Genomic DNA, 652 nt, shown 5'->3' on the forward strand with positions numbered 1-652 from the left:
CTGGAGATCAATCCCCTGATCGTCACCAAGGACGGCCAGCTCAAATGCCTGGACGCCAAGATGGGCTTTGATGCCAACGCCCTCTACCGCCATCCCGACATCGTGGCGCTGCGCGACGAGTCGGAAGAGGATCCCAAGGAGATCGAGGCCTCGCGCTACGATCTCAGTTACATCGCTCTCGACGGCTCGATCGGCTGCATGGTGAACGGGGCTGGCTTGGCCATGGCCACGCTCGACATCATCAAGCTCTATGGCGAGGAGCCGGCCAACTTCCTGGATGTCGGCGGCGGTGCCACCAAGGAGAAGGTGACGGCGGCCTTCAAGATCATCACGGCCGATCCGAAAGTGAAGGGCATCCTGGTCAACATCTTCGGCGGCATCATGAAATGCGACGTGATCGCCGAGGGCGTGATCGCCGCGGTGCAGGAAGTCGGCCTGAAGATCCCGCTGGTGGTGCGGCTCGAAGGCACCAATGTCGAACTCGGCAAGCAGATCATCCGTGAATCCGGCCTCAATGTGATTGCTGCCGACGACCTCGACGATGCCGCCCAGAAGATTGTCAAAGCCGTGCGGGAAGCCAAGTAATGTCGATCCTGATCAACAAGCAAACCCGAGTGATCTGCCAGGGCTTCACTGGCAAGAACGGCACCTT

Annotated in this window: 1 pseudogene; it reads left to right on the forward strand. The window is 60.0% G+C overall.

The features are described 5' to 3' along the window. A pseudogene (sucC, locus tag ACZYTC_RS34225) lies at window positions 1-585 on the forward strand (succinate--CoA ligase subunit beta); the annotation flags it as partial. Window positions 586-652 lie beyond the last annotated feature (67 nt).

It is taken from the genome of Labrys sp. F242 (genome assembly GCF_057813875.1).